This window comes from Rhodococcus antarcticus (assembly GCF_026153295.1).
Lineage (GTDB): Bacteria > Actinomycetota > Actinomycetes > Mycobacteriales > Mycobacteriaceae > Rhodococcus_D > Rhodococcus_D antarcticus.
Window position 1 is genome coordinate 2,528,088 of record NZ_CP110615.1, and the last position, 21,267, is coordinate 2,549,354.

Here is a 21,267-nt window from a genome sequence, read left to right on the forward strand (position 1 = left end):
CTGGAGCTAGCTGGTCACGCCCTTGAGCTCGTCGCCGAGGGCGGACGCCTCGTCCGGGGTGAGCTCGACGACCAGACGGCCGCCACCCTCGAGCGGGACGCGCATGACGATGCCGCGGCCCTCCTTGGTCGCCTCGAGGGGACCGTCTCCGGTCCGGGGCTTCATGGCCGCCATCGTGTGCTCTCCCTCCACAAGTGTGCTGGCCGGGTCCTGATCGGCCACCTCTGTCGACAGCGACGCCCCGACACCGCTGGGAGCGTCGGACCGTCACCGTTGGGGACCATTGTTCCCCATGGGAGGGCCCCCGCGGAACCGAGGTGCCCCCGGTGGGTTCAGCGGCCTGCGCGCCAGCACCCCGCGAGGTGGTCGTCGACCATGCCCGTGGCCTGCATGAGGGCGTGCGCGGTGGTCGGTCCCACGAACCGGAACCCTCGCCGCTTGAGGTCCGTGGCCATGGCCGTCGACTCGACCGTGATCGCCGGGACGTCGTCGGTGGTGGCGGGGCGGCGCCGTGGGCCCGTCGGGGCGAACGACCAGAGCAGGGCGTCGAGGTCCTCGAGGTCGGCCACCACCCGGGCGTTGCCGATCGCGGCGTCGATCTTGGCGGCGTTGCGGACGATGCCGGCGTCGGCCATCAGCCGCTGCACGTCGGCGGGTCCGAACGCCGCCACCGCCTCCACCTCGAACCCGGCGAAGGCGGCCCGGAAACCCTCCCGCTTGCGCAGCACCGTGATCCACGACAGCCCGGCCTGGAAGGCCTCGAGGCAGAGCCGCTCGAACAGGGCGTCCCGGCCGTGCAGCACCACGCCCCACTCGGTGTCGTGGTACGCGCGGTAGATCGGTGGACCGTCGCCCCAGGGGCACCGGGACCGCCCGTCGTCGCCGGTGAGGGCACCGCTCACGCCGCGCGCGCCTCGCAGTACCGGGCGAGCTTGCGCAGCGAGTAGCGGACCCCCAGGGCGAAGGGTGGCTTGGCCAGCGGCCACCCGAGCCGGCCCAGCGCCCCCAGCGGCAGCTCGAGCTCCTCGCGCCAGACGAAGGTGGCCGCGCGCGGTCCGTCGGGCAGCACCTCGAAGATGCCGTCACCCCGGACGACGCGCCCGGTGTGGCGGACCACGCAGCGTCGCGGCGGGTCCCACTCGGTGATGGTCATCGTGTCGAGGAAGCCCAGCGGGCGGACCCCGCTGTAGGCGGCGAGCTCGGAGCCGACGGACTCGCCGTCGCCGCGCGACACCCGCACGTGGGTGCCGAGCATCCACTCGCCCTGCGCGGGCCAGTCGACGACGGCGTCCCACAGCACCTGGGCGGGGGCGGCAACGGCCTGGCGGAGCTCGAGTGTCGGCATCAGGGGTTCTCGTCCTCGTGGTCGGGGTGCGGGGTGGCGGGCACGGGTGCGGGTTCGGGTTCGGGTTCGGGTTCGAGGCGGCTGCGGAGCTCGTCGATCTCGCCGGCGAGGCGGTCCAGGGCCCAGTCGACCTCGCTGGCCTTGTACCCGCGGACCACCTGCTGGAACTTGAGCTCGCGGACGTCGACGCCGCGCACGTCGCGCTCGGGCAGCACGGTGGCCGTCGTGCCGGCGGGCAGCGGCGCCATCTCCTCGCCGCGGCCGAACACCAGCGAGACGAGCATGAACAGCAGGCCACCCACGACGACCAGGACGACGACGTAGACGAGGAGCGTGGTCACGGGGCCGATGCTCCCACGAGCGCCCCACCACCACCGGCACCACTCACCGGCCCACGGTGCGCATAGCCGGACGGTCGTCCAGCGCCACCTCGTGCACCACCGGCGCCCACGCCGAGCCGGACGGGTGGAACTGGGTCAGCGGGCCGCCGTCGTCGGGCACTCCGCAGCGGCGCAGGGCGGTACCGAGGATCTGCCGGCTCATCACCCCCAGCTGCAGCAGCGAGCGGTTGCGGTGCTTGCGCACACCGAGGTTCACCTGGGCGATCGCCTGGAGCCCCAGGCGGGCGTGCGTGTCCAGCAGCAGCCCGATCTCCACGCCGTAGCCGGGGGCGAAGGGCACCGACTCGAGCAGCGCCCGCGTGGCGGCGTACTCCCCGCCCAGCGGCTGCACCACCCCGGCGAGCTCCGGGCGCAGGGCGGCCAGCAGCGGACGGGCCACCAGCTCGGTGACGCGTCCGCCCCCGGTCTCGCTCTGCTCGCCCTCGACCCGCAGCGGGCGCCGGTAGAAGCCCTTGACCAGGGCGGTACCCGGCACCGTGAGCAGCGGCCCGAGCAGAGCGGTGACGAACGCCGCCTCCACCTCCACCAGGTCGGAGTCGAGGAACACGAGCACGTCACCGGTGGTGGCGGCCAGCGAGCGCCACAGCACCTCACCCTTGCCGGGCACGGGGGCGAGCCCGGGCAGGGCCTGCTCGCGGGTGAGGACCCGGGCCCCCGCCTCCGCCGCGCGCTCCCGGGTGGCGTCGGTGGAGCCGGAGTCCAGCACCACCAGCTCGTCCACGACGGTGCCGAGCAGGGGCAGCACGGCGCTCACCACCCCGGCCACGGTCTCCTGCTCGTCGAGGGCGGGCAGCACCACGCTCACGGTGCGCCCGGCCTTGGCCGCGACGAGCTCCGCCACGGTCCAGGCCGGCTCCTGCCAGGTGTGGGTGTCGAACCAGGCCTGGTCCACCGGCTCAGGCCCGGGGTGCACAGGCGTCCAGCGCGGACCCCACGTCCCGGGTGAGCACGAGGTGGTCGAGCCCGCGGTCGGAGGCGAACCCGGTGCCGCGCAGACCCTCCAGCCACGCCAGCAGCCCGTCGTAGTGCCCGTCGGGGTCCAGCAGCACCACCGGCTTGGCGTGGATCCCGAGGTAGCCGGCGGTCCACGTCTCGAACAGCTCCTCGAGGGTGCCGAGACCGCCCGGCAGGGTCAGGAAGGCGTCGGAGCGCTGGTCCATCACGGCCTTGCGCTCGCGCATGGTGGCGGTGACCACCAGCTCGTCGGCCGCGGTGTCGGCCACCTCCCGGTCCACCAGCGCCTGGGGGATCACACCGGTGGTGTGCCCGCCACCGGCCCGGGTGGCCTCGGCCACGGCGCCCATCATGGACACGTGCCCGCCGCCGGAGACCAGGCCCCAGCCCCGGGCGGCGATTCCGGCGCCGACCTCGCCGGCGAGCGCGAGATGCTGTCCCGCAACCGGTCCCGACGCGCAGTAGACGCACACGCGGTGGCTCACGGCACGTCCAGCTGCGAGCGCTGGACGAGGTCGACGGCCTCGTCCACGTCGTCGGTGCAGTGCAGCAGGGCCAGGTCCGCCTCGCCCAGCTTGCCCTGCGCCAGCATCGTCGAGCGGAGCCAGTCGAGCAGGCCCTGCCAGTAGGCGGTGCCGAACAGCACGATGGGGAAGCTGGTGACCTTGCGGGTCTGCACCAGGGTCAGCGCCTCGAACAGCTCGTCCAGGGTGCCGAAGCCCCCGGGCAGGCAGACGAACGCGCGGCTGTACTTCACGAACATCGTCTTGCGGGCGAAGAAGTAGCGGAAGTTGATGCCCAGGTCGACGTAGGGGTTGAGGCCCTGCTCGAAGGGCAGCTCGATGCCGAGCCCGACCGACAGCCCACCGGCCTCCTTGGCCCCCCGGTTGGCCGCCTCCATCGCGCCCGGTCCCCCGCCGGTGATGACGGCGAACCCGGCCCGGACCAGGGCAGCGCCGATCTCCCGGCCCGCGGCGTAGTCCGGGTGCTCGACGGCCGTGCGGGCGGAGCCGAAGACGGTGACGGCGGGGGGCAGCTCGGCCAGCGCACCGAAGCCCTCGACGAACTCGCTCTGGATGCGCAGCACGCGCCAGGGGTCGGTGTGCACCCAGTCGGTGGGGCCGCGGCTGTCGAGCAGGCGCTGGTCGGTGGTGGTGTCCTCGTGCATGCGGGCGCCGCGCAGCACCACCGGTCCCCGGTGGCGGGCGGTCTCCTGGGGCTGGTCGTCCATGGCGCGCAGGGTATCCGGGCCGGTCGGGGTCAGGCTGGCCGGCCGCGCCGCGAGCTGACCCCCCTCCACCACCGCCAAGTGCGGGCTTGTGGTCGTCATCCACCCCGGAATGACAGCCAAGAGCCCGCACTTGGCGCTAAGGGGTCGTGAGGTAGCGGCGCAGCACGGCCTCGCACTCGACGATCTTCGCGACGACGACGTGCTCGTCGCGCGTGTGCGCCAGGTTCGGGTCCCCGGGGCCGTAGTTCAGCGCGGGGATGCCCAGCGCCGAGAACCGGGACACGTCGGTCCACCCGTACTTGGCCCGCACCGTCCCGCCGGCTGCCGTCACGAAGCCCTGCGCCGCAGCCGATCCCAGGCCCGGCAGCGCCCCCGGTGACATGTCGGTGAGCACCACGTCCGCGTCGAGGCCCGCGAGCACCTCCCGCACGTGCGCCTCCGCCTGGGCCGCGCTGCGGTCCGGGGCGAAGCGGAAGTTCACGTCCACCTCGCACACGTCCGGGACCACGTTGCCGGCCACCCCGCCGACGATCTTCACGGCGTTGAGGCCCTCCCGGTAGGTGCACCCGTCGATGACCACGTCCCGCGGGAGGTAGTCCTCGAGCACCCGCAGCACCGCGCCCGCACCGTGGATCGCGTTGCGCCCCAACCAGCTGCGCGCCGAGTGCGCCCGCACGCCGGAGGTGGTGACCCGCACCCGCATCGTGCCCTGGCAACCCGCCTCGACCAGGCCGTCGGTGGGTTCGCCGAGCACCGCGAGATCCGCCGCCAGCCAGTCGGGGAGCTCGCGCTCGATGCGGCCCAGCCCGTTGCGGGTGGCCTCGACCTCCTCGCAGTCGTAGAACACCAGCGTCACGTCGTGCACGGGATCGGCGACGCTCGCGGCCAGGTGCAGGAACACCGCGTCGGTGGACTTCATGTCCACGGTGCCGCAGCCGTGCAGCAGCGGGCCCTCGCGGCGGCTGGGCACGTTGTCCGCGATGGGCACCGTGTCCAGGTGCCCGGCCAGCAGCACCCGGGTGGGCCGGCCCAGGTTCGTCCGCGCCAGCACCGCGTTCCCGCTGCGCACCACCTCGAGGGCCGGGGCCTGGGCGCGCAGCGCTGCCTCCACGGCGTCGGCGAGCACCTCCTCGTCGCCGGAGACGCTCGGTGCGTCCACGAGGGCGGCGGTCAGGCTGACCACGTCGGCGGTGAGGTCGAGGGGCTTCATGGTCGTCGAGGCTAGCGCCGGTAGGTTCGACGACCATGAGCACAGGAGCGAGCGCCACCGGGATCGCCACCGTCACCGCCGACGGGACCGTCCTGGACGTGTGGTTCCCATCCCCCGCCCTCACCGACGAGGCCTCCACCGGTACCACCGAGCTCGGCCAGCCGCCGGCCGAGCTGGCCGCCCTGGTCGGGTCCGACGACGCCCGCGGGGTGCGGCGGGTGGCCGTGCGCACCGAGATCACCGACCTGGCCGACGCCCCGGTGGACGTGCACGACGTGTGGCTGCGCCTGCACCTGCTCTCCCACCGGCTGGTGGTCCCGCACGGGCTGAGCATGGACGGGGTGTTCGGGCTGCTCACCAACGTGGTGTGGACCAGTGCCGGACCCTGCGCGGTGGAGGGCTTCGAGCTCACCCGCGCAAGGCTGCTCGCCCGGGGCCCGCTCACCGTGCACGGGGTGGACAAGTTCCCCCGCATGGTCGACTACGTGGTGCCGGCCGGTGTGCGCATCGCCGATGCCTCCCGGGTGCGGATGGGCGCGCACCTGGCCGCCGGGACCACGGTCATGCACGAGGGCTTCGTCAACTTCAACGCCGGCACCCTCGGCACGTCGATGGTGGAGGGGCGCATCTCCGCGGGCGTCGTGGTCGACGACGGCTCCGACGTGGGCGGCGGCGCGTCCATCATGGGCACGCTCTCCGGTGGCGGCACCCAGACGATCAGCATCGGGAAGCGCTGCCTGCTGGGCGCGAACTCCGGCACCGGCATCTCCCTGGGCGACGACTGCGTGGTCGAGGCCGGGCTCTACGTCACCGCGGGCACCAAGGTGACCGGCCCGGACGGCTCCGTGGTGAAGGCGCGCGAGCTGTCCGGCCAGAACGGCCTGCTGCTGCGCCGCAGCTCCACCACCGGCGCGGTCGAGGTGCTGGCGCGCACCGGCAGCGGCGTCGCCCTCAACGAGGCCCTGCACGCGAACGACTGACCGGCTAGCGCACCCCGCGCAGCCGGTGCTGGACGCTGATCCGAGGCCCCACCGGACGGGCGGTCTTGGGGACGGCGTGCTCCCAGGTGCGCTGGCAGCTGCCGCCCATCACGACCAGGTCCCCGTGGCCGAGCTCGTGGCGCAGCACCGCCCCCCCGCCGCGCGGCCTCAGCAGCAGGGCCCGCGGAGCCCCCAGCGACAGGATGGCCACCGCCGTGTCGTGCGTGCTGCCGCGGCCGACGGTGTCCCCGTGCCAGGCCACGCTGTCGCGCCCGTCGCGGTAGAGGCACATCCCGACCGTCCGGAAGGGCTCGCCGAGCTCGGGCTCGTAGTGCTCGTCCAGGGCTCGGTGCACGTCGGCGAGCACCGGGTCCGGCGACGGGTCCCCCTCGTCGTAGAAGGACAGCAGCCGCGGGACGTCGACGACCCGGTCGTACATCTCGCGGCGCTCGGCCCGCCACGGCACCACCTCGCGCAGCCGCTCGAACAGGGCGTCCGCCCCGGAGACCCAGCCGCGCCGCAGATCCAGCCACGCCCCGTGGGCGAGCTCGGTCCGCACCACGCTCGAGCCCAGCGCGCCCGGACCCTCGCCCTCGAGCCCGTCCAGCAGCGATCCCTGGAACCCCGTCGTCATGTCCTCAGGGTATCGAACACGCGTTCGACCCACCCGGGCGCACGGCTCAGCCCTGGGCCCAGCCGTAGACGTGCTCGACCGGGAAGCTGACGACGAGGCGGCGCTCGGCCACCATCGCGGTGCGGAACTCGTCCCAGCTCGGGTGCTCGCCCTGCACGGACCGGTACAGCGCGACGAGCGACTCCACCGCGTGGTCGTGCGGGTCGGCGGCCACCGCGGTCAGCCGCGCGACACCCTCGGCCACGGCGTAGGAGGAGCCGTCCGGGGTGGAGACGTGGAGGCTCACCCGGGGGTCACGGCGCAGGTTGCGGGTCTTCGCCCGGCTGTCGGTGACCGAGATCGAGACGGTCGCGGTGTCGGCGTCCCAGCCGTGCACGATGTTCGACAGCTGCGCGCGCCCGTCGCGCTTGAGGGTGACGAGCACCCCGAGGGAGCGAGCACCGACGAGCTTCAGCAGGACGGGGTCCAGGGCCATGGCTGCGACGGTAGCGACCCCGCGGGGGCACCCCGGCGCGACACGGCGAAAGATGGACCGGTGGCCGACGCCGGGACCGACGGCGTCCTCGACCCCCGGCGCTGGCGGGCCCTGGGGGTCGCCATCACCGCGCTGTTCATGACGCTGCTCGACCTCAGCATCGTCAACGTCGCGCTGCCGTCGATCCGGGACGGCCTCGGCGCCGGCGTCTCCGAGGTCCAGTGGGTGGTCAGCGGCTACGCCCTGGCCTTCGGGATGGTGCCGATCATCGCCGGCCGCCTGGGCGACGACCGCGGGCGCCGGTTCATGCTCCTGCTGGGCATCGCGGGCTTCGTGCTGACGAGCCTCGTGGTGGGGCTGGCACCGACACCGGGGGTGCTCATCGCCGGACGGGTGCTGCAGGGCATCTCCGGCGGGCTGATAAACCCCCAGGTGTCCGGGCTCATCCAGCAGCTGTTCCCGCGCCAGGAGCGCGGCCGCGCCTTCGGGGTGCTCGGCGGCGCGGTCGGGGTCGCGACCGCGACCGGCCCGGTGCTGGGCGGGGCGATCATCGGCCTGGGCGGCGCGGACCTGGGGTGGCGGCTGACCTTCCTGGTCAACGTGCCGGTGGGGGTCGCCTCGTTCGTGCTGTGCCGGGCCTGGCTGCCGGGCGACCCGGTGCGCACCACCACGATCCGGCGACCGCTGGACCTCACCGGCGCCGGGCTGCTGGCGCTCGGCGTGCTCGCCCTGCTGTTCCCCGCGGTGCAGTACGACTCCAGCCGCGATCCGCGCCTGGCGTTCCTGCTGCTGCCCGCCGCCGCGGTGCTGGCCGCCTTCGTGCTCTGGGAGCGGGGCCCGGCCGCCCGCAGCGGCTACCCCCTCATCGACCTCGGGCTGTTCCGCATCCGCTCCTACGCCGACGGCCTCGGCGTGGCGCTGCTGTACTTCGCGGCCTTCACCGGCACGCCCCTGGTGCTCTCGCTGTTCCTGCAGGAGGGCCTCGGGTTCTCCGCGCTGCGCTCCGGGCTCACCGCCTCGAGCTTCGCCGTGGGCTCGGCCGTCTCGGCCCTGGTGGGCGGGCGGCTGGTCAACCGGTTCGGCGGGCGGCTGCTCGTGGGGGCGCTCGGGCTGTTCGTGGTGGGCGTGGCCGGGGCCGTCGCGGTGGTGCTCGTCCTGGCCGGGGAGGTGCCCGACGACCGGCTCGCGCTCCTGCTGACCGGTCCGCTGCTGGTGGCCGGGCTCGGTGGGGGCAGCGTCATCACCCCGAACCAGACGCTCTCGCTGTCGGAGGTGGACTCCGTCGGCGGGTCCACCGCGGGCGGAACGCTGCAGACGGCGCAGCGGGTGGGCTCCTCCCTCGGCACGGCCGTCATCAGCGCGGTGTTCTACGCGGGGGCGGCCGGCGTGGTGGCGACGGGCGGTGGGCAGGGGGACGCCGGGTACGGCCGGGCGTACGCGTCGAGCCTGCTGGTGGCCGTCGGGTTCTCCCTGGCTGCGCTGGGGCTGGCGCTGCGCTCGGTCCGCCGCAGGCCCACGGGCTGAGCCGGCTCAGGGCTGGACGAGGGAGAACCGCCGGGCCGTGAGCCCCATGACGACGGCGGCGACCAGGAGCACGAGCAGCGGAGCGGTGAAGCTGCCCGTCAGGTCGTGCAGCACCCCCATGAGCAGCGGTGCGACCGCGGCCCCCAGGTAACCCACCCCGAGCCCCACCGCCGTCACCCCGGACGCCTCGGCGGGGCTGCGGCTCTTCCAGGACACCAGGGTCAGCGCCATGGGGAAGCCCGCGCCCACCCCCATCGCGACCAGCACCACCCACGGCCACGGTCCGAGCACCCCGTCCGGCAGCACCAGGATGCCGACGGCCCCCACCAGCGACATGCCCACGGCCACCAGCGCCCAGGCCAGCCAGCGGTGGTGCCGCTCGGCCAGGGCCGGGAACACGAGGGCCGCCGGGATCTGGGCGAGGCTCAGCAGGCTCAGCAGGAGCGCGGCCCGGGACGTGCTGAGCCCGCGGTCCTGGTAGTACGGCGCGAGCCAGGTCAGCCAGCCGTAGAACTGCATGGAGCTCAGCACCATGTAGGCGGCGAAGACCCGGGCCAGCGGCGAGCGCCACGGCAGGGCGGTCGCGGTGCGCTCCGGCGGCGGCATCGTCCGGGCGGCCACGAGCAGCCACCCCGCCAGCGCCACCGCGGCGGGCACCGCGAGGGTGGCCAGGGCGTGCGAGGGCCCGCCGAGCGCGCCCGAGAGCGGCACCACGGCCGAGCTGGCGATCGTCGACCCGAGGAGCATGCTCACCACGTAGAGCCCGGTGACGAGCCCGGCCCGCTGCGCCAGGTGCTCCTTGACCAGCCCCGACAGGAACACCCCGGCCAGGCCGATCCCGGTGCCCACCCCGAGGCTGCCGACCACCAGCGCCGTCAGCGAGGGGACGTAGCGCAGAAGGCTGCCGGCCAGCAGGACCGCGACGGCGCCGGTCATCGCCCGCTCGCGGCCGTACCGCGCCGACAGCCGGACGGCGACGAACGAGCCGATGCCCATGGCCACCAGCGCGGTGGACTGCACGAGCCCGGCGACACCCGAGGAGATGCCGAGCTCGGTGCGCACCTGCTCGAGCACCGCCGGGTACGCGGCGAGCCCGGCGCGCAGGTTGAGCGAGATGAGCAGGACCCCGGCGAGCACCACCGCGGGCCGCACGTCGGGCCGGGCCGCCACCTGCGTCACGGGGTGAGCCGGTCGACCGCTGCGGAGATCCGCTCGTCGGTGGCCGTCAGCGCGATGCGGACGTGCCGTGCCCCGCCGGGACCGTAGAACTCACCCGGGGCCACCAGGATGCCGCGCTGGGAGAACCAGTCGACCGTGTCCCGGCCGGGCTCCCCGCGGGTGGCCCACAGGTAGAGACCTGCCTCGGAGTGGTCCACGCGGAACCCCGCGGCCCGTACCGCGGGCAGCAGGGCCGCCCGGCGGGCGGCGTAGCGTCCGCGCTGCGCGGCGGCGTGCTCGTCGTCGGTCAGGGCCGCGGTCATGGCCGACTGCACCGGCCGGGGCACGATCATCCCGGCGTGCTTGCGCACCTCGAGCAGCTCGGCGACGAGCGCGGGGTCCCCGGTCACGAACCCGGCGCGGTAGCCCGCCAGGCTGGACGTCTTGGACAGCGAGTGCACCGCCAGCAGGCCGGTGAGGTCGCCACCGTGCACGCGGGGGTCGAGCACCGACACCGGCTCGGCGTCCCAGGCCAGCCCGAGGTAGCACTCGTCGGAGACCACCACGGCGTCCCGCAGCCGCGCCCAGTCGACCACCTTGCGCAGGTGCTCGACGCCCAGCACCTGACCCGTCGGGTTGGACGGCGAGTTGACGTAGACCATCGCCGCGCGAGCCGGCCCGAGGGCGGTGAGCCCGTCTGCCCGGACCACCCGGCAGCCGGCGATCCGGGCGCCCACCTCGTAGGTGGGGTAGGCCAGCGCGGGCACCACGACGGTGTCCGCGGGGCCGAGCCCCAGCAGGGTGGGCAGCCAGGCGACCAGCTCCTTGGAGCCGATGGTCGGCAGCACCGCGTCCGGGTCCAGCGCACCCACGCCGTGGCGGCGGTCCAGCGCGGCGACGGCGGCCTCGCGCAGCGCCGCGGTGCCCCACGTGGTGGGGTAGCCGGGCCCGGCGGCGGTCGAGGCCAGCGCCTCCTGCAGCACCGGGGCCACGTCGTCGACCGGCGTGCCGACCGACAGGTCGACCAGCCCACCGGGGTGCGCGCGGGCGGCGGCGGCGGCACCGGCCAGGGAGTCCCACGGGAAGTCCGGGAGCTGGAGCCGGGTGCGGCCCGGCACTACTCGCCTTCGCCCTGCGGGGGCAGGCTCTTGATCGGCTCGGGGTCGAAGTCCGTCTTGCCGACCTTGGCCGCCCCGCCCGGGGAGCCGAGCTCGACGAAGAAGTCGGCGTTGGCCTTGGTGTAGCCGCTCCACTGCTCCGGCACGTCGTCCTCGTAGTAGATGGCCTCGACGGGACAGACCGGCTCGCAGGCGCCGCAGTCGACGCACTCGTCGGGGTGGATGTAGAGCATCCGCCCACCCTCGTAGATGCAGTCCACCGGGCACTCCTCGATGCACGCCTTGTCGAGGAGGTCCACGCACGGCTCGGCGATCGTGTAGGTCACGGGGGCTCCTGGTTCTGTTGCGTTCTGTTGCGGTTCTGCTGAGGGGGCGGGGCGGACCCATCCTGCCCGTCCCGGCCCCGTTCCACACCCGCGGGTGGTGTGGGCCTGCGCTCAGTGCAGGGTCTTGGGGGCATCCGGGGCGTGGGCGTGCGTGCGCATCCACTCCTCGCCCTGCCGGACGGCCTTCTTCAGGGCGGAGCGCTCGCTGAGGTAGTCCCCGGCGATGCCCACCACGGGCAGCTTGCCGACCATGCCGCTGACGAACCCGCCCTGCGGTCGCTTGTCCAGCTCGCCGAGGATGGAGCGCAGCACCCGGCCGTAGCGCCACAGCGCCCGGCCCGCGGTGACCACCGAGGAACGCCCCCGGCCCGGCTCGGCCCGCACGCCCTCGGCGTCGAGGGTCTGCTCGCTGCGCTCGGCCGTGCTCGCCACCAGCTCGCGGCTGACGGTCCGGCGGCTGAGCACCTGCGCGAGCATCCGCACCTGGTCGCCCTCGTCGGTGACGCCGTGCTCGCGCGCCACCGCGCACAGCACCATGGCCTGGCTGGCGGCGCCCAGGGTGTCCTGCACGGGGAAGCGGTCGGCCACGATCCCGCCGAGCCCGGGGATGGACACCAGCAGCGTGGTGAAGCGGCCGATGCGGTTGACCCACCAGTCGCTGCGGGCCCGCACGTCCATCCGCTCCCAGGCCGCCGTGCCCGGGTACTCGGTGTTGTGGAAGCCCTCGACGGCGGCGTGCACCGCCTTGTCCTTGAGCCGGACCACCACGTTGGCGGCCTCGTGCGGGACCTCGACGACGCGGGGCTCCCGGGTGCGCTGCTTCCAGCCGAACGGGTCGGTGCGGGTGAGCGCGTCGAGCACGGGCCCGCTGCCGCGGACGACCACCTTCAGGACGCTGACGACGTGGGCATCGGTGATGGCCTGGGCCACGGGGGTCCTCCTCTGGACGGTTGCGAGCGCGTCGTCCGCGGACGGCGAGTGCTCAGGTGGCGGGTGCTCAGGTGGCGGGTGCTCAGGCTGCGGGTGACGCGTGCACCGCAGGGATCCCGTAGGTCGTCGTCCTCTCACGCAGCGGTCGACCGATGCCGGCCGCGATCTCGGTGAGCTCGGCCACCGTCTTGGCCGAGCCGTGCTGGGAGCCCGCCATCCGGCTGATGGTCTCCTCCATGAGGGTGCCACCCAGGTCGTCGGCGCCGCCGGTGAGCATGGCCCGGGTCCCCTCGGTGCCCAGCTTCACCCACGAGGTCTGCACGTGGTCGATGCTGCCGTGCAGCAGCACCCGCGCCAGGGCGTGCACCGCGCGGTTGTCCCGCTGGCTGGGGCCCGGGCGGGCGGCACCCGCCAGGTACAGCGGCGAGGAGGTGTGCACGAAGGGCAGCGGCACGAACTCGGTGAACCCGCCGGTGCGGGACTGGATCTCGCGCAGCACCCTGAGGTGGGCGACCCAGTGCCGCGGGTGGTCCACGTGGCCGTACATCATCGTGGAGGAGGAGCGCAGCCCCACCTCGTGCGCGGTGGTGACCACCTCGATCCACGACGCGGTGGGCAGCTTGCCCTTGGTGAGCACCCAGCGGACCTCGTCGTCGAGGATCTCCGCGGCCGTGCCGGGGATGGTGTCCAGCCCTGCCGCGCGCAGCTCGGTGAGCCACTCGCGGATGCTGACCCCGCCGTGCGCGGCCCCGCTGACCACCTCCATGGGCGAGAAGGCGTGCACGTGCATGTCCGGCACCCGGGCCTTGACCGCCCGCACCAGGTCGGCGTACCCGGTGGCCGGGATGTCCGGGTCGATGCCGCCCTGCATGCAGACCTCGGTGGCGCCCAGCGCCCACGCCTGCTCCGCCCGGTCGGCCACCTCCGTCAGGCTCAGGGTGAAGGCGTCGGCATCCCCCTTGCGCTGGGCGAAGGCGCAGAAGCGGCAGCCGGTGTAGCAGATGTTGGTGAAGTTGATGTTCCGGTTGACGACGTAGGTGACCTCGTCGCCGTTGACGTCGCGACGCAGGTCGTCGGCCAGCGCGCACAGCGCCTCGAGCGCGGGACCCTCCGCCTCGGCCAGCGCGAGGTACTGCCGGTCGGACAGCCCCGCCGGGTCCACCGCCGCCGCCCGCAGCGCCTGCGCCACGTCCCCGCCGAGCACCGCGGGCGCCGACAGCGAGCGCACCTGCTCCCGGACGGACTCCCAGTCCCCGAACGCGCTGCCCAGGTCCGACCGGGTCTCGGTGTTCCGACCGTCGGTGTCGATCGCCGTGGCGAGGTCGGTGCGCCCCGAGGACACCCACTCGGCGTCCGGCTCCTGCCACGGCAGACCGACGGGCACCGCACCGGGCTCGGCCAGGCCGTCCTCCCGGGCCAGGGCCGCCACGTGTGCGGCGATCCGGGGGTCGATCCACGGCGATCCGGCGCGCACGTACTCCGGCTGCGCGGCGGTGCGCTCGGTGAGGGTGAACCCCGCCGCCGCGGTGACGGCCGCCAGGGCCTCGAGCTGCGGCCAGGGACGCTCGGGGTTGACGTGGTCCGGGGTCAGCGGGCTCACGCCGCCGAAGTCGTCCACGCCCGCGCCGAGCAGCAGCGCGCACTCCTGGAGGTCCACCAGGTTCGGCGGGGCCTGCACGCGCACCTGCGGGCCCAGCAGCAGCCGGGTCACGGCGATGGTGGCGCGGTAGTCGTCGAGGTCCGCGTCCGGGGCGGCGCGCATGGCGGTGCCGTCCTTGGCCCGGAAGTTCTGCACGATCACCTCCTGCACGTGCCCGAAGGCCTTGTGCACCCGGCGGATCGCGAGCACCGAGTCGACCCGCTCGGCCAGGGTCTCCCCGATGCCCACCAGGATCCCGGTGGTGAACGGGACGCTGAGGCGCCCGGCGTCGGTGAGGGTGCGCAGGCGCACGTCGGGGTGCTTGTCGGGGCTGCCGAAGTGGCACGCGCCGGGGGTCTCGTGCAGACGCAGGCTGGTGGTCTCCAGCATCATCCCCATGGACGGGGCCACCGGCTTGAGGCGGGTGATCTCCTCCCAGCTCATGACTCCCGGGTTGAGGTGCGGCAGCAGGCCGGTCTCCTCCAGCACCCGGATGCTCATCGCCCGCACGTAGGCCAGCGTGGAGTCGTACCCGCGGCTCTCCAGCCACTCCCGGGCCTGCGGCCAGCGCTCCTCGGGGCGGTCGCCCAGGGTGAACAGCGCCTCCTTGCAGCCCAGGGCGGCGCCGGCGCGGGCGATCTCCACGACCTCGTCCGGGTCGAGGAACATGCCGTGCCCGGCGGCGGCCAGCGGGCCGGGGGCGGTGACGAACGTGCAGTAGTGACAGCGGTCGCGGCACAGCCGGGTCAGCGGGATGAACACCTTGCGGGAGTAGGTGACCGTCCCGGGGCGACCGGCGGCGGCCAGCCCGGAGTCGCGCACCCGGGCGGCGGCCGCGCACAGGGCGTCGAGCTGCTCGCCGCGGGCGTGCAGCAGGGTCTCCGCCTCGGTCGCGTCGAGGGTCACCCCGTCGGCCGCGCGGCGCAGGGCCCGACGCAGCGCCGACTCCGACGGACGCAGCGCGACCGGGGTGGGCAGGACGGGATCGGGGAGATCGGTCACCGCGTCGATTGTGCCCGCTGCACGGCCGCGCGCCCCACGTGGCGCCCCAGCAGGAGCGCGGCGGGCACCACGCCGAGGACCAGCAGCACCAGCGCACGCCAGTCGTTGAGCAGCAGGACGTCACCCCCGGGGCCGGGGAACGTGAGCAGGAGCACGGTCAGCACCCAGGCCCCCAGCGGTGCGGCCGCCACCGTCGTCCGGGTGGTGCGCTCGCCCGCGGCCGCGACGAGCACGGGGTTGGTCACCGCAGCCGCGATCGCCCCCACCGGCACGGACAGGGTGCCCAGGTGCACGGGCAGGAACAGCACCTCCAGCACCGCCACGAGCACGGCCAGCGCCACGAGCGCCACCACCTCGACCACGGCCGGCAGCTGGACCTCCCGCCGGGCGTGGCTGGTGTGCTCGGGACCGGTCACAGGTCCACCCCGGCGAACAGGTCGTGCTCGCGGCCGTCGGGCCCGAGCTCGCCCGCGCGACCGTGGGCCAGCACGTAGTGCTCCTCGGCGAGCACCGGCTGCGCCACGTCGTTGGACAGGGCGAAGGCGTGCCCACCCGGGGCCACGGTCACCTGGGTGGCGTGCGCGGCGAGCGCGGCGAGCTTGGCGGCGAGCACCGGACGGACGTCGACGACGGCGTCCACCCGCTCGTCGGGCTCGCTGGGGAGCTCGCCGTCCGCCGGCAGCCGCCAGCCCGGCGGCAGCTCTCCCAGTGCGGCGAGGCCCTCGACCAGGGCAGTGCGCTCGACCACGGTCCAGTAGACCTTCGCGACCGACCACGGCTCGCCCGTGCCCGGGAAGGCCGCCGGATCGCCGGCGCGGGCCACGGCCGCGGTGGTCACCCGGTGCACGCGCACGTGGTCGGGGTGGCCGTAGCTGCCGGCGGGGTCGTAGGCGACCACGACGTGCGGGCGCAGCTCCCGCAGCACGGACACCATCGCCTGCTCGACCGCGTCGTCGCGGGCCTGGACGAAGCTGCGCGGGTGCAGGGCGGCCGGGGTGCCGGCCATGCCCGAGTCGCGCCAGCGCCCCGCTCCGCCGAGGAAGCGGGGCCCCCCGGTCACGCCCAGGTGCGCCAGGGCGGTGGCGAGCTCCGAGATGCGGTAGCCGCCGAGGGAGTTGCCCGCCCCGGCCACCAGCCCCGCCCAGCGCGACCCGATGACCTCGCCCTCCTCGCCCAGGGTGCACGTGAGCACCGTGACCTCGGCCCCGGCCGCGACGTGGACGGCGATGGTGCCGCCGGTGGTGATGGTCTCGTCGTCGGGGTGGGCGTGCACGAGCAGCAGGCGGGGACGCTCACTCACGAGCCGGCCTTCGTCCACGCGGCCGCGCCCGCGAGCGGACCGCCCAGCAGCGGCCCGGGCGGGTTGACCCCCACCACGTCGGAGCGCACCGCGAACAGCACCGAGTCCTGGTACAGCGGCAGGACGGCGCCCTGGTTCCACAGCAGCGGCTCGAGCCCGGCAGCCACGTCGGTGGCGCTGGCGGCCCCGGTCAGGGCCTGCCGCACCTGGGAGTCGATCTGCGGGTCGCAGAGCCCGGACACGTTGCCCGCGCGGACCGCCGGGGCGGGCGTGTCGGTGGACGCCGAGGTGGTGGGCTGCGAGGCACCGGTGGTGGGCTGCGGGGCGCCGGTGGTGGGCTGCGAGGCACCGGTGGTGGGCTGCGAGGCACCGGTGGTGGGCTGCGAGGCACCGGTGGTGGGGCAGGCGAACCGGGAGACCAGGGTCGTGGCGAGGTCGCCGCCGACCGCGGCCCGGCCGACCACCAGGTCCACCGTCCCCGACGGGAGCGCGGTGCCGTAGAGCGCGGCCGAGGGCAGCGGCGAGACGGTGGCGTCCACCCCGGCCACCGTGAGCTGGTCGGCGGCGGCCTGCGCCACGGCTGTGGCGACAGGGTCGGCCTTGTCCGCCCCGAGGACCAGCGAGAGGTCCGTCGCGCCCTGGCGGTAGTGGCCGCCGGAGAAGGTGTAGCCACCGGCGGCCAGCAGGCCGCGGGCCTGCGTCACGGTGAGGGGGGTGGGCTCGGTGGCCCGGTAGCCCGGCTGGGAGGGGGCCAGCACCTGGGCGCGAGCCCGGCCGACGGTGGGGTCGGTGGTGGCGTCGAGCCCGGTCCCGATGGTGGTGAGCACGTCCTGGTTCAGCAGGCCGAGCAGACCACGCCGAACCCCGGCGTCGGCCAGCCTCGGGTCCTGGGTGTCCACTGCTACCTGCATCACCGTCGGCTGGGCCACGTCGGTCGTGGAGAGCCCGGGGACCCCGCGCACCTGGCTGCGGGTGGCCACGTTCGCGCGGATCATGGCCACCTGCGCGTCGCCGGTGCGCAGCGACTCGCCCAGCTGCCCGGCCGTGCCGTCGCGCCGGAGCAGGATCTGGTCGAGCGCGGCGGGTGCGTCCCAGAACCGGTCGTTGCGCTGCAGCAGGACCTCACCGCGGTCGCGGTCGACCGAGGCCACCGAGAAGCGGGAGGCCGACAGGGTGAGTCTGTCGTCCAGCGCACCGCTGAACCCGCCCGGGGAGTCCTTGAGCAGGTGCGAGGGCAGCAGCCCGGTGAACAGCTGGCGCCACGCCGGGTACATCGAGGAGAAGGTCACGGTGACGGTCTTGCCGCCGCCGGAGGACTGCACGTCGTCCACGAGCCCGTAGCCGGCGGGGTCGACCACGCCGGGCTGGGTGGACATCTGCTGCCACAGGTAGCGGAAGTCCTCGGCCGCCACCGGGGCGCCGTCGGACCACTGCGCCTCGTCGCGCAGCACGTAGGTGACGGTGAACGGCGCGGTCGAGGTGACCTTCGCGGACGTGACCAGCGAGGTGTCCACGGTCCAGCCGGAGCTCGCCGACGACGGCCGGAACGCGCTGGGCAGGACCAGGTTCGCGACGGCGGTGCCCACCGGCGACTGGTCGGCCAGCAGGTGCGGGTTGAACCCGGTGCCGAGGTCGTCCACCGCCACCACGACCGAGGTGGTCGCGGGCGTGGTGGGCGCCGGGGTGGCGGTGGCCGTCTGCGTGGTGCTCACCACCGGAGCCGGGTTCGCGGTGCAGCCCGCGAGGACGGCCACGACCCCGAGGGCGACGAGAGCACCGGACCCGCGCACCCGCACCCCGATCCTCCGCCCTCGTCGCCAGGGCCCGTCCGGCCGCGTCCGGCGCCGGTTCACCCGGCACGTTATCCATCGTGCCACGGACGTCCCGGGCCCCGGACGCCCGACGACCCCGGTCGGTGACCGGGGTCGTCGGGTGGTGCTCAGGCCGCGATCAGCCGACGGCCTTGTCGCGGGCCTTGGCGCGGGACTTCTCCCGGCCGCGCTCGGTGGGGTCGAGCACGAGCTTGCGGACGCGGACGACGTCGGGGCCGACCTCGACGCACTCGTCGACGTTGCAGAACTCGAGCGCACCCTCCAGGCCCAGCACCTTCGGTCGCGCCAGGGTCTCCATCACGTCGGCCGAGGACTGCCGCATGTTGGTGAGCTTCTTCTCCCGGCACACGTTGATGTCGAGGTCCTCCGAGCGCGGGCTCTCGCCGACGACGTGCCCGGCGTAGGTGGCCGCACCCGGCTCGACGAAGAACGTGCCGCGGTCGGCCAGCTGGATCATGGCGAACGGGGTGATGGAGCCGACCCGGTCGGAGACCAGCGACCCGGAGTGCCGGCTGCGGATCTCGCCGGCCCAGGCGTCGTAGCCCGCCGAGTACGTGTTGGCGATGCCGGTGCCGCGGGTGTCGGTGAGGAACGTGGTGCGGAAGCCGATGAGCCCGCGCGCGGGGACGATGAACTCCATCCGCACCCAGCCGGTGCCGTGGTTGACCATCTCCTCCATGCGGCCCTTGCGGGCGGCCAGGAGCTGGGTCACCGCACCCAGGTGCTCCTCCGGGACGTCGATGGTGAGGTGCTCGTAGGGCTCGTGCACCTTCCCGTCGACCAGGCGGGTGACCACCTGGGGCTTGCCGACGGTGAGCTCGAAGCCCTCGCGGCGCATCTGCTCGACCAGGATGGCCAGGGCCAGCTCGCCGCGGCCCTGCACCTCCCAGGTGTCGGGGCGCTCGGTGGGCAGCACCCGGAGCGAGACGTTGCCGACGAGCTCGGCGTCCAGGCGGCTCTTGAGCAGCCGGGCGGTGAGCTTGGTGCCGCCGTTGCGGCCGGCCATCGGGGAGGTGTTGATGCCGACGGTGACCGAGATGGCGGGCTCGTCGACGGTGATCCGGGGCAGCGCGACGGGGGAGTCGACGTCGGCCAGGGTGTCGCCGATCATGATCTCCGGGATGCCGGCGATGGCCAGGATGTCGCCCGCCTCGCCGTACTCGGCAGGCACGCGCGCAACGCCCTCGGTGCGCAGCAGCTCGGTGATCTTGACCTTGGTGGTGGTGATCTCACCGGTGCCGTCGTCGTGCATCCAGGCGACCTGCTGGCCCTTGCGGAGCTCGCCGGCGTGGATGCGGACCAGCGCGAGGCGGCCCAGGAAGCTGGAGGCGTCGAGGTTGGTGACGTGGGCCTGCAGCGGGGAGTCGTGGTCGCCCTTGGGGGCCGGCACGTACTCCATGAGCAGGTCGAACAGCTCCTGGAGGTCCTCGGCGTCGGGCACCTCGCCGTCGGCGGGCTGCACGCGGCTGGCCTTGCCCGCGCGGGCGGAGGCGTAGATGACGGGCAGGTCCAGGGCGAGCTCGGCGGCGTGGGCGGCCTCGTTCTCCAGGTCGCTGGCCAGGTCGAGCAGCAGGTCGTGGACCTCCTCGACGACCTCGGTGATGCGCGCGTCCGGCCGGTCGGTCTTGTTCACGACCAGGATGACCGGCAGCGAGGACGCCAGGGCCTTGCGGAGCACGAAGCGGGTCTGCGGGAGCGGGCCCTCGGAGGCGTCGACGAGCAGGACGACGGCGTCGACCATGCTCAGCCCGCGCTCGACCTCACCACCGAAGTCGGCGTGGCCCGGGGTGTCGATGACGTTGATGACCACGTCGCCGTCGGGGGTGCTGCGCCGCACCGCCGTGTTCTTGGCGAGGATGGTGATGCCCTTCTCGCGCTCCAGGTCGCCGGAGTCCATCACCCGGTCGACGAGCTCGGCCCGCTCGGCGAAGGCGCCGGACTGGCGGAGCATGGCGTCGACCAGGGTGGTCTTGCCGTGGTCGACGTGCGCGACGATGGCGACGTTGCGGAACACGGTGCGGGCGGTCGTGGTGGGGGCACTCACTGGGACGGGTCTCCTGAGCTTCGCTGGTACCCGCGCGGGAGCGCTCCTCGTGGGAGAGTCCCGGGGTGCGGGGTCGGGTGACCGTTCCTGGGCGCGCCCCCGCGGACGCGCGGAAGCGTGCCGCACAGGTGCAGCGGCCACGAGAAGACTACCCGGCGCCGCCGCACGTCCGTGGTCGCGCGGGTGTCGACCTGCCCACACCCGGATACCTAGGTTAGGCTCACCTGCATGGGAAAGGCCAAGAAGAAGTGCTGCCGGGACACGCCACGGTGCTCGTCGTGCCCCGTGGTCCTGCTGCGGGTGGCCAAGCTCAAGGACGCCGGCGTCTCGGGCAAGAAGCTGAAGAAGGCCACGAAGCTGGCCCGCGCGGCCTGAGCCGTCAGGCCAGCCGCGCGGCCAGCTCGGCCGTCCAGGCCCGGTCGGCCGGGACGAGGTCCGCCGACACCAGCCCGTGGGCGTCCACCCAGCGCACCGCGGAGTGCTCCCGCAGCTGGGGCTCGCCCTCGACCAGCTCGGCCCAGCGCGCCCGCAGCACCCGCCCGCCCGGCAGCCCCACGTCGGCCCCGAGCTGCTCGTCCACCCGCACGGTGAGGCCGAGCTCCTCCTCCAGCTCGCGGGCCAGCGCGGCCACCGGGGTCTCCCCCTCGTCGACGCCACCGCCCGGCAGCTCCCACCGCCCCGCCAGCGCCACGGGCCAGGTGCGCCGGGCGAGCAGCAGGTGCCCCTGCCGCACCACGGCCCCGGCCACCACCTCGCGGGCGTCGCGCAGCCGCACGGCCTCGGCGGCCACCGCCTGCGTCCAGCGCTCCAGGGCGCCGACCACCCCGCGGCGGCCCAGCGGTGCCGCCCAGCGCAGCTCGGTGGTGAGCAGCACCCCCGCCCCGGTGGCCACGAGGGTGCTCGTGCAGCCCGTCAGCGGCCGCACCCCGCTCTGCCGCTGCGCGGCCATCCCGTCGAGCCCGGCGCGGGTGACGCGCAGGGCGAGCCCGCGCAGCCGCACCACGTCCTGGGCCTGCAGCAGACCCTCCGGGCGCGCCGGGACGTCGACGCCGTGGACCCGGCGCAGCACGTCCACCGAGCGCAGCGCCCCGGCCACGGAGGCCACGGGTGCGTCGACGAGAGCGGTGGCACGGTAGGCGGGCACGGGGACCAGTGTCCTCGCGC

At 74.5% G+C, this 21,267-nt stretch carries 23 protein-coding genes; 3 read left to right on the forward strand and 20 right to left on the reverse strand.

Features of this window, described 5'->3' with window-relative positions; translation table 11 throughout:
- Positions 1-6: 6 nt before the first annotated feature.
- The 8 genes from RHODO2019_RS12330 to dapE form a co-directional block, all read right to left on the reverse strand.
- Positions 7-174 (reverse strand): DUF3117 domain-containing protein, encoded by a 168-nt coding sequence (locus RHODO2019_RS12330; RefSeq protein ID WP_127782270.1) that lies wholly within the window; start codon positions 172-174, stop codon positions 7-9.
- Between the two features lie 158 nt (positions 175-332).
- Entirely contained in the window at positions 333-902 is a 570-nt protein-coding gene (locus tag RHODO2019_RS12335; RefSeq protein WP_265382074.1) for a DNA-3-methyladenine glycosylase I, read from the reverse strand.
- On the reverse strand, positions 899-1,345 hold the full coding sequence (locus RHODO2019_RS12340; RefSeq protein WP_265382075.1) for an SRPBCC family protein: 447 nt from the start codon (positions 1,343-1,345) through the stop codon (positions 899-901). The genes RHODO2019_RS12335 and RHODO2019_RS12340 overlap by 4 nt, the downstream gene beginning before the upstream one ends.
- Positions 1,345-1,686 carry a DivIVA domain-containing protein gene (locus tag RHODO2019_RS12345; protein WP_265382076.1) on the reverse strand — a complete coding sequence of 114 codons (342 nt, stop codon included), beginning with the start codon at positions 1,684-1,686 and terminating at the stop codon, positions 1,345-1,347. Before RHODO2019_RS12345 ends, RHODO2019_RS12340 begins: the two co-directional genes overlap by 1 nt.
- A 43-nt stretch (positions 1,687-1,729) precedes the next feature.
- The gene (locus RHODO2019_RS12350) at positions 1,730-2,638 is read right to left on the reverse strand and encodes a glucosyl-3-phosphoglycerate synthase (RefSeq protein ID WP_265382077.1); all 909 of its coding nucleotides are present in this window, start codon (positions 2,636-2,638) and stop codon (positions 1,730-1,732) included.
- A 4-nt stretch (positions 2,639-2,642) separates the two neighbouring features.
- Entirely contained in the window at positions 2,643-3,185 is a 543-nt protein-coding gene (locus RHODO2019_RS12355) for an LOG family protein (protein ID WP_265382078.1), read from the reverse strand.
- The gene (locus RHODO2019_RS12360) at positions 3,182-3,931 is read right to left on the reverse strand and encodes an LOG family protein (protein WP_265382079.1); all 750 of its coding nucleotides are present in this window, start codon (positions 3,929-3,931) and stop codon (positions 3,182-3,184) included. Before RHODO2019_RS12360 ends, RHODO2019_RS12355 begins: the two co-directional genes overlap by 4 nt.
- A 136-nt stretch (positions 3,932-4,067) precedes the next feature.
- Entirely contained in the window at positions 4,068-5,141 is a 1,074-nt protein-coding gene (gene dapE, locus RHODO2019_RS12365) for a succinyl-diaminopimelate desuccinylase (protein ID WP_265382080.1), read from the reverse strand.
- A gap of 35 nt (positions 5,142-5,176) precedes the next feature.
- Between dapE and dapD the strand changes: the two genes are divergently transcribed.
- Positions 5,177-6,121: a 2,3,4,5-tetrahydropyridine-2,6-dicarboxylate N-succinyltransferase gene (gene dapD, locus RHODO2019_RS12370; protein ID WP_265382081.1), complete on the forward strand. Its 945-nt coding sequence runs from the start codon at positions 5,177-5,179 to the stop codon at positions 6,119-6,121.
- A 4-nt stretch (positions 6,122-6,125) separates the two neighbouring features.
- Here dapD and RHODO2019_RS12375 read toward each other — a convergent pair whose 3' ends face one another.
- Both RHODO2019_RS12375 and RHODO2019_RS12380 read right to left on the reverse strand, forming a co-directional pair.
- On the reverse strand, positions 6,126-6,755 hold the full coding sequence (locus RHODO2019_RS12375) for an alpha-ketoglutarate-dependent dioxygenase AlkB (protein WP_265382082.1): 630 nt from the start codon (positions 6,753-6,755) through the stop codon (positions 6,126-6,128).
- A 46-nt stretch (positions 6,756-6,801) separates the two neighbouring features.
- The gene (locus RHODO2019_RS12380; RefSeq protein ID WP_265382083.1) at positions 6,802-7,230 is read right to left on the reverse strand and encodes a PPOX class F420-dependent oxidoreductase; all 429 of its coding nucleotides are present in this window, start codon (positions 7,228-7,230) and stop codon (positions 6,802-6,804) included.
- 60 nt (positions 7,231-7,290) lie between these two features.
- On the opposite strand from RHODO2019_RS12380, the gene RHODO2019_RS12385 reads away from it, so the two are divergent.
- On the forward strand, positions 7,291-8,754 hold the full coding sequence (locus tag RHODO2019_RS12385) for an MFS transporter (protein ID WP_265382084.1): 1,464 nt from the start codon (positions 7,291-7,293) through the stop codon (positions 8,752-8,754).
- A 6-nt stretch (positions 8,755-8,760) separates the two neighbouring features.
- On the opposite strand, the gene RHODO2019_RS12390 is transcribed toward RHODO2019_RS12385, so the two are convergent.
- The 9 genes from RHODO2019_RS12390 to typA all read right to left on the reverse strand — a co-directional run bounded on the left by RHODO2019_RS12390 (position 8,761) and on the right by typA (position 20,103).
- Positions 8,761-9,933, reverse strand: coding sequence for an MFS transporter (locus tag RHODO2019_RS12390; protein ID WP_265382085.1), 1,173 nt, complete (start codon positions 9,931-9,933; stop codon positions 8,761-8,763).
- Positions 9,930-11,030: a succinyldiaminopimelate transaminase gene (gene dapC / locus RHODO2019_RS12395; RefSeq protein WP_265382086.1), complete on the reverse strand. Its 1,101-nt coding sequence runs from the start codon at positions 11,028-11,030 to the stop codon at positions 9,930-9,932. The genes RHODO2019_RS12390 and dapC overlap by 4 nt, the downstream gene beginning before the upstream one ends.
- Complete coding sequence (gene fdxA, locus RHODO2019_RS12400; RefSeq protein ID WP_265382087.1) at positions 11,030-11,356, reverse strand: ferredoxin; 327 nt, start codon at positions 11,354-11,356, stop codon at positions 11,030-11,032. The genes dapC and fdxA overlap by 1 nt, the downstream gene beginning before the upstream one ends.
- 111 nt (positions 11,357-11,467) lie before the next feature.
- Complete coding sequence (locus tag RHODO2019_RS12405; protein ID WP_265382088.1) at positions 11,468-12,286, reverse strand: hypothetical protein; 819 nt, start codon at positions 12,284-12,286, stop codon at positions 11,468-11,470.
- Positions 12,287-12,368: 82 nt separating this feature from the next.
- Entirely contained in the window at positions 12,369-14,927 is a 2,559-nt protein-coding gene (locus RHODO2019_RS12410; RefSeq protein ID WP_265382089.1) for a bifunctional FO biosynthesis protein CofGH, read from the reverse strand.
- On the reverse strand, positions 14,924-15,343 hold the full coding sequence (locus RHODO2019_RS12415) for a hypothetical protein (protein ID WP_265382090.1): 420 nt from the start codon (positions 15,341-15,343) through the stop codon (positions 14,924-14,926). The genes RHODO2019_RS12410 and RHODO2019_RS12415 overlap by 4 nt, the downstream gene beginning before the upstream one ends.
- Entirely contained in the window at positions 15,340-16,227 is an 888-nt protein-coding gene (mshB, locus tag RHODO2019_RS12420) for an N-acetyl-1-D-myo-inositol-2-amino-2-deoxy-alpha-D-glucopyranoside deacetylase (protein ID WP_265382091.1), read from the reverse strand. The genes RHODO2019_RS12415 and mshB overlap by 4 nt, the downstream gene beginning before the upstream one ends.
- Positions 16,224-18,023, reverse strand: coding sequence for an ABC transporter family substrate-binding protein (locus RHODO2019_RS12425; protein ID WP_265382092.1), 1,800 nt, complete (start codon positions 18,021-18,023; stop codon positions 16,224-16,226). The genes mshB and RHODO2019_RS12425 overlap by 4 nt, the downstream gene beginning before the upstream one ends.
- Before the next feature lie 154 nt (positions 18,024-18,177).
- Positions 18,178-20,103, reverse strand: a complete 1,926-nt coding sequence (gene typA / locus RHODO2019_RS12430; protein ID WP_265382093.1) for a translational GTPase TypA — start codon at positions 20,101-20,103, stop codon at positions 18,178-18,180.
- Positions 20,104-20,331: 228 nt separating this feature from the next.
- Here typA and RHODO2019_RS12435 point away from each other — a divergent pair, with 228 nt between their 5' ends.
- Positions 20,332-20,478 (forward strand): hypothetical protein, encoded by a 147-nt coding sequence (locus RHODO2019_RS12435; RefSeq protein WP_265382094.1) that lies wholly within the window; start codon positions 20,332-20,334, stop codon positions 20,476-20,478.
- Positions 20,479-20,482: 4 nt separating this feature from the next.
- Here RHODO2019_RS12435 and RHODO2019_RS19355 read toward each other — a convergent pair whose 3' ends face one another.
- Positions 20,483-21,247: a (deoxy)nucleoside triphosphate pyrophosphohydrolase gene (locus RHODO2019_RS19355; protein WP_354005532.1), complete on the reverse strand. Its 765-nt coding sequence runs from the start codon at positions 21,245-21,247 to the stop codon at positions 20,483-20,485.
- Positions 21,248-21,267: the final 20 nt, after the last annotated feature.

What these genes read in the sequence shown, in the direction of transcription:
- RHODO2019_RS12435 (WP_265382094.1), top strand. Translation starts at nt 20,332, where the DNA reads ATGGGAAAGGCCAAGAAGAAGTGCTGCCGGGACACGCCACGGTGCTCG.
- RHODO2019_RS12330 (WP_127782270.1), bottom strand. Translation starts at nt 174, where the DNA reads ATGGCGGCCATGAAGCCCCGGACCGGAGACGGTCCCCTCGAGGCGACC.
- RHODO2019_RS12360 (WP_265382079.1), bottom strand. Translation starts at nt 3,931, where the DNA reads ATGGACGACCAGCCCCAGGAGACCGCCCGCCACCGGGGACCGGTGGTG.
- dapE (WP_265382080.1), bottom strand. Translation starts at nt 5,141, where the DNA reads ATGAAGCCCCTCGACCTCACCGCCGACGTGGTCAGCCTGACCGCCGCC.
- RHODO2019_RS12380 (WP_265382083.1), bottom strand. Translation starts at nt 7,230, where the DNA reads ATGGCCCTGGACCCCGTCCTGCTGAAGCTCGTCGGTGCTCGCTCCCTC.
- dapD (WP_265382081.1), top strand. Translation starts at nt 5,177, where the DNA reads ATGAGCACAGGAGCGAGCGCCACCGGGATCGCCACCGTCACCGCCGAC.
- RHODO2019_RS12340 (WP_265382075.1), bottom strand. Translation starts at nt 1,345, where the DNA reads ATGCCGACACTCGAGCTCCGCCAGGCCGTTGCCGCCCCCGCCCAGGTG.
- RHODO2019_RS12375 (WP_265382082.1), bottom strand. Translation starts at nt 6,755, where the DNA reads ATGACGACGGGGTTCCAGGGATCGCTGCTGGACGGGCTCGAGGGCGAG.